At 50.9% G+C, this 6,575-nt stretch carries 4 rRNA genes (1 of these 4 running past the window's edge); all 4 read left to right on the plus strand.

Annotation, left to right across the window (positions count from 1 at the left end):
- Positions 1-372 precede the first annotated feature (372 nt).
- A 16S ribosomal RNA gene (locus MRBLPB4O_RS00580) occupies positions 373-1,909 on the plus strand.
- 317 nt (positions 1,910-2,226) lie between these two features.
- Positions 2,227-5,119: ribosomal RNA gene (locus tag MRBLPB4O_RS00585) — 23S ribosomal RNA — on the plus strand.
- Positions 5,120-5,259: 140 nt separating this feature from the next.
- Positions 5,260-5,375, plus strand: a 5S ribosomal RNA gene (rrf, locus tag MRBLPB4O_RS00590).
- 450 nt (positions 5,376-5,825) lie between these two features.
- Positions 5,826-6,575, plus strand: a 16S ribosomal RNA gene (locus tag MRBLPB4O_RS00595); it runs 787 nt beyond the window's last position.
- Together the 16S, 23S and 5S rRNA genes form the textbook arrangement of a ribosomal RNA operon.

Raw genomic sequence — 6,575 nt, forward strand, 5'->3', positions numbered from 1 at the left:
CTGCGATCGAAAGATCGCAAGCGGTTGAAATGGTGGTTGACAGTGCTTCTAAACGCTGTATGATTCACCTCCCGCTACGAGAGATCGCAGCGAGTTAAGTGTTTGAAGCTAAACGAGTTTCTCGCAAAAAACTTCAAAATAAACGCTTGACAGGCCATGAGGAAAGCGTAGAATGCGCGCCTCGGTTGAGACGAAAAGCTCTTAACCAAACGCTCTTTAACAAATTGAATCAAGCAATTCGTGTGGGTGCTTGTGAGTACGGACTGATAGTCAACAAGATTATCAGCATCACAAGTGACCATGCGAGAAATCACATAGTCATTTGAGATTGCTGAGCCAAGTTTAGGGTTTCTTAAAAACCCAAGCAGTATTGAACTGAAGAGTTTGATCATGGCTCAGATTGAACGCTGGCGGCAGGCCTAACACATGCAAGTCGAGCGGATGAGAAGGGCTTGCTCTTCGATTCAGCGGCGGACGGGTGAGTAATGCCTAGGAATCTGCCTGGTAGTGGGGGACAACGTTTCGAAAGGAACGCTAATACCGCATACGTCCTACGGGAGAAAGCAGGGGACCTTCGGGCCTTGCGCTATCAGATGAGCCTAGGTCGGATTAGCTAGTTGGTGAGGTAATGGCTCACCAAGGCGACGATCCGTAACTGGTCTGAGAGGATGATCAGTCACACTGGAACTGAGACACGGTCCAGACTCCTACGGGAGGCAGCAGTGGGGAATATTGGACAATGGGCGAAAGCCTGATCCAGCCATGCCGCGTGTGTGAAGAAGGTCTTCGGATTGTAAAGCACTTTAAGTTGGGAGGAAGGGCATTAACCTAATACGTTAGTGTTTTGACGTTACCGACAGAATAAGCACCGGCTAACTCTGTGCCAGCAGCCGCGGTAATACAGAGGGTGCAAGCGTTAATCGGAATTACTGGGCGTAAAGCGCGCGTAGGTGGTTTGTTAAGTTGGATGTGAAAGCCCCGGGCTCAACCTGGGAACTGCATCCAAAACTGGCAAGCTAGAGTACGGTAGAGGGTGGTGGAATTTCCTGTGTAGCGGTGAAATGCGTAGATATAGGAAGGAACACCAGTGGCGAAGGCGACCACCTGGACTGATACTGACACTGAGGTGCGAAAGCGTGGGGAGCAAACAGGATTAGATACCCTGGTAGTCCACGCCGTAAACGATGTCAACTAGCCGTTGGAATCCTTGAGATTTTAGTGGCGCAGCTAACGCATTAAGTTGACCGCCTGGGGAGTACGGCCGCAAGGTTAAAACTCAAATGAATTGACGGGGGCCCGCACAAGCGGTGGAGCATGTGGTTTAATTCGAAGCAACGCGAAGAACCTTACCAGGCCTTGACATGCAGAGAACTTTCCAGAGATGGATTGGTGCCTTCGGGAACTCTGACACAGGTGCTGCATGGCTGTCGTCAGCTCGTGTCGTGAGATGTTGGGTTAAGTCCCGTAACGAGCGCAACCCTTGTCCTTAGTTACCAGCACGTTATGGTGGGCACTCTAAGGAGACTGCCGGTGACAAACCGGAGGAAGGTGGGGATGACGTCAAGTCATCATGGCCCTTACGGCCTGGGCTACACACGTGCTACAATGGTCGGTACAGAGGGTTGCCAAGCCGCGAGGTGGAGCTAATCTCACAAAACCGATCGTAGTCCGGATCGCAGTCTGCAACTCGACTGCGTGAAGTCGGAATCGCTAGTAATCGCGAATCAGAATGTCGCGGTGAATACGTTCCCGGGCCTTGTACACACCGCCCGTCACACCATGGGAGTGGGTTGCACCAGAAGTAGCTAGTCTAACCCTCGGGAGGACGGTTACCACGGTGTGATTCATGACTGGGGTGAAGTCGTAACAAGGTAGCCGTAGGGGAACCTGCGGCTGGATCACCTCCTTAATCGACGACATCAGCCTGCTGATGAGCTCCCACACGAATTGCTTGATTCTTTGTAAAAGACGATCAAGGCCCTCTGCAGGCCTGGCGTTGTTCCTGATCAGAACTTGGAAATGAGCATTCGCTTCGAATGTTGATTTCTGACTTTTGTCAGATCGTTCTTTAAAAATTCGGATATGTGATAGAAATAGACTGAACACCAGTTTCACTGCTGGTGGATCAGGCTAAGGTAAAATTTGTGAGTTCTGCTCGAAAGAGCAACGTGCGAATTTTCGGCGAATGTCGTCTTCACAGTATAACCAGATTGCTTGGGGTTATATGGTCAAGTGAAGAAGCGCATACGGTGGATGCCTTGGCAGTCAGAGGCGATGAAAGACGTGGTAGCCTGCGATAAGCTTTGGGGAGTCGGCAAACAGACTGTGATCCAGAGATCTCTGAATGGGGGAACCCAGCCAGCATAAGCTGGTTATCTTGTACTGAATACATAGGTGCAAGAGGCGAACCAGGGGAACTGAAACATCTAAGTACCCTGAGGAAAAGAAATCAACCGAGATTCCCTTAGTAGTGGCGAGCGAACGGGGACCAGCCCTTAAGTTGGTTTGAGATTAGTGGAACGCTCTGGAAAGTGCGGCCATAGTGGGTGATAGCCCCGTACACGAAAATCTCTTATCAATGAAATCGAGTAGGACGGAGCACGAGAAACTTTGTCTGAATATGGGGGGACCATCCTCCAAGGCTAAATACTACTGACTGACCGATAGTGAACTAGTACCGTGAGGGAAAGGCGAAAAGAACCCCGGAGAGGGGAGTGAAATAGATCCTGAAACCGTATGCGTACAAGCAGTGGGAGCCTACTTTGTTAGGTGACTGCGTACCTTTTGTATAATGGGTCAGCGACTTATATTCAGTGGCGAGCTTAACCGAATAGGGGAGGCGTAGCGAAAGCGAGTCTTAATAGGGCGTTTAGTCGCTGGGTATAGACCCGAAACCGGGCGATCTATCCATGGGCAGGTTGAAGGTTAGGTAACACTGACTGGAGGACCGAACCGACTACCGTTGAAAAGTTAGCGGATGACCTGTGGATCGGAGTGAAAGGCTAATCAAGCTCGGAGATAGCTGGTTCTCCTCGAAAGCTATTTAGGTAGCGCCTCATGTATCACTGTAGGGGGTAGAGCACTGTTTCGGCTAGGGGGTCATCCCGACTTACCAAACCGATGCAAACTCCGAATACCTACAAGTGCCGAGCATGGGAGACACACGGCGGGTGCTAACGTCCGTCGTGAAAAGGGAAACAACCCAGACCGTCAGCTAAGGTCCCAAAGTCATGGTTAAGTGGGAAACGATGTGGGAAGGCTTAGACAGCTAGGAGGTTGGCTTAGAAGCAGCCACCCTTTAAAGAAAGCGTAATAGCTCACTAGTCGAGTCGGCCTGCGCGGAAGATGTAACGGGGCTCAAACCATGCACCGAAGCTACGGGTATCACCTTTTGGTGATGCGGTAGAGGAGCGTTCTGTAAGCCTGTGAAGGTGAGTTGAGAAGCTTGCTGGAGGTATCAGAAGTGCGAATGCTGACATGAGTAACGACAATGCGAGTGAAAAACTCGCACGCCGAAAGACCAAGGTTTCCTGCGCAACGTTAATCGACGCAGGGTTAGTCGGTCCCTAAGGCGAGGCTGAAAAGCGTAGTCGATGGAAAACAGGTTAATATTCCTGTACTTCCAGTTATTGCGATGGAGGGACGGAGAAGGTTAGGCCAGCCTGGCGTTGGTTGTCCAGGTTTAAGGTGGTAGGCTGAAATCTTAGGCAAATCCGGGATTTCAAGGCCGAGAGCTGATGACGAGTTGCCATTAGGCGACGAAGTGGTTGATACCATGCTTCCAAGAAAAGCTCCTAAGCTTCAGATAACTGGGAACCGTACCCCAAACCGACACAGGTGGTTAGGTAGAGAATACCAAGGCGCTTGAGAGAACTCGGGTGAAGGAACTAGGCAAAATGGCACCGTAACTTCGGGAGAAGGTGCGCCGGCGAGGGTCAAGGACTTGCTCCGTAAGCCCATGCCGGTCGAAGATACCAGGCCGCTGCGACTGTTTATTAAAAACACAGCACTCTGCAAACACGAAAGTGGACGTATAGGGTGTGACGCCTGCCCGGTGCCGGAAGGTTAATTGATGGGGTTAGCGCAAGCGAAGCTCTTGATCGAAGCCCCGGTAAACGGCGGCCGTAACTATAACGGTCCTAAGGTAGCGAAATTCCTTGTCGGGTAAGTTCCGACCTGCACGAATGGCGTAACGATGGCGGCGCTGTCTCCACCCGAGACTCAGTGAAATTGAAATCGCTGTGAAGATGCAGTGTATCCGCGGCTAGACGGAAAGACCCCGTGAACCTTTACTATAGCTTTGCACTGGACTTTGAATTTGCTTGTGTAGGATAGGTGGGAGGCTTTGAAGTGGGGACGCCAGTTCTCATGGAGCCATCCTTGAAATACCACCCTGGCAACTTTGAGGTTCTAACTCAGGTCCGTTATCCGGATCGAGGACAGTGTATGGTGGGTAGTTTGACTGGGGCGGTCTCCTCCCAAAGAGTAACGGAGGAGTACGAAGGTGCGCTCAGACCGGTCGGAAATCGGTCGTAGAGTATAAAGGCAAAAGCGCGCTTGACTGCGAGACACACACGTCGAGCAGGTACGAAAGTAGGTCTTAGTGATCCGGTGGTTCTGTATGGAAGGGCCATCGCTCAACGGATAAAAGGTACTCCGGGGATAACAGGCTGATACCGCCCAAGAGTTCATATCGACGGCGGTGTTTGGCACCTCGATGTCGGCTCATCACATCCTGGGGCTGAAGCCGGTCCCAAGGGTATGGCTGTTCGCCATTTAAAGTGGTACGCGAGCTGGGTTTAGAACGTCGTGAGACAGTTCGGTCCCTATCTGCCGTGGACGTTTGAGATTTGAGAGGGGCTGCTCCTAGTACGAGAGGACCGGAGTGGACGAACCTCTGGTGTTCCGGTTGTCACGCCAGTGGCATTGCCGGGTAGCTATGTTCGGAAGAGATAACCGCTGAAAGCATCTAAGCGGGAAACTTGCCTCAAGATGAGATCTCACTGGGATCTTGAATCCCCTAAAGGGCCGTCGAAGACTACGACGTTGATAGGTTGGGTGTGTAAGCGCTGTGAGGCGTTGAGCTAACCAATACTAATTGCCCGTGAGGCTTGACCATATAACACCCAAGCAATTTGAGCCTAAGACGCCAAATTGTGGTGGTGAAGATGACACGAACCGAAAGTTCGCAACAACCCACAAATATCGCATATCCGGATTCGCTGGGCTGTCCATCTGGACATTCTGGCTACAGAATTTCTTGACGACCATAGAGCATTGGAACCACCTGATCCCATCCCGAACTCAGTAGTGAAACGATGCATCGCCGATGGTAGTGTGGGGTTTCCCCATGTGAGAGTAGGTCATCGTCAAGATTCATTTCGCAAAACCCCTATCTGCGCATGCAGGTAGGGGTTTTGTCTTTAAGTAGAAGCTCATGCTTCTTCCTGGTAGACCGCAAGGTTAGCCAGCCGCAGTAAAAAAGGTGGTTGACAGCGTTTTTGAATGCTGTATTATTCACCTCCCGCTACGAGAGATCGCAGCGAGTTAAGTGTTTGAAGTTAAACGAGTTTTCCGCAAAAAACTTCAAAATAAACGCTTGACAGGCTCTGAGGAAAGCGTAGAATGCGCGCCTCGGTTGAGACGAAAAGCTCTTAACCAAACGCTCTTTAACAAATTGAATCAAGCAATTCGTGTGGGTGCTTGTGAGTACGGACTGATAGTCAACAAGATTATCAGCATCACAAGTGGCCATGCGAGAAATCACATAGTCATTTGAGATTGCTGAGCCAAGTTTAGGGTTTCTTAAAAACCCAAGCAGTATTGAACTGAAGAGTTTGATCATGGCTCAGATTGAACGCTGGCGGCAGGCCTAACACATGCAAGTCGAGCGGATGAGAAGAGCTTGCTCTTCGATTCAGCGGCGGACGGGTGAGTAATGCCTAGGAATCTGCCTGGTAGTGGGGGACAACGTTTCGAAAGGAACGCTAATACCGCATACGTCCTACGGGAGAAAGCAGGGGACCTTCGGGCCTTGCGCTATCAGATGAGCCTAGGTCGGATTAGCTAGTTGGTGAGGTAATGGCTCACCAAGGCGACGATCCGTAACTGGTCTGAGAGGATGATCAGTCACACTGGAACTGAGACACGGTCCAGACTCCTACGGGAGGCAGCAGTGGGGAATATTGGACAATGGGCGAAAGCCTGATCCAGCCATGCCGCGTGTGTGAAGAAGGTCTTCGGATTGTAAAGCACTTTAAGTTGGGAGGAAGGGCATTAACCTAATACGTTAGTGTTTTGACGTTACCGACAGAATAAGCACCGGCTAACTCTGTGCCAGCAGCCGCGGTAATACAGAGGGTGCAAGCGTTAATCGGAATTACTGGGCGTAAAGCGCGCGTAGGTGGTTTGTTAAGTTGGATGTGAAAGCCCCGGGCTCAACCTGGGAACTGCATCCAAAACTGGCAAGCTAGAGTACGGTAGAGGGTGGTGGAATTTCCTGTGTAGCGGTGAAATGCGTAGATATAGGAAGGAACACCAGTGGCGAAGGCGACCACCTGGACTGATACTGACAC

Source organism: Pseudomonas sp. LPB4.O, from assembly GCF_038383825.1.
Lineage (GTDB): Bacteria > Pseudomonadota > Gammaproteobacteria > Pseudomonadales > Pseudomonadaceae > Aquipseudomonas > Aquipseudomonas putida.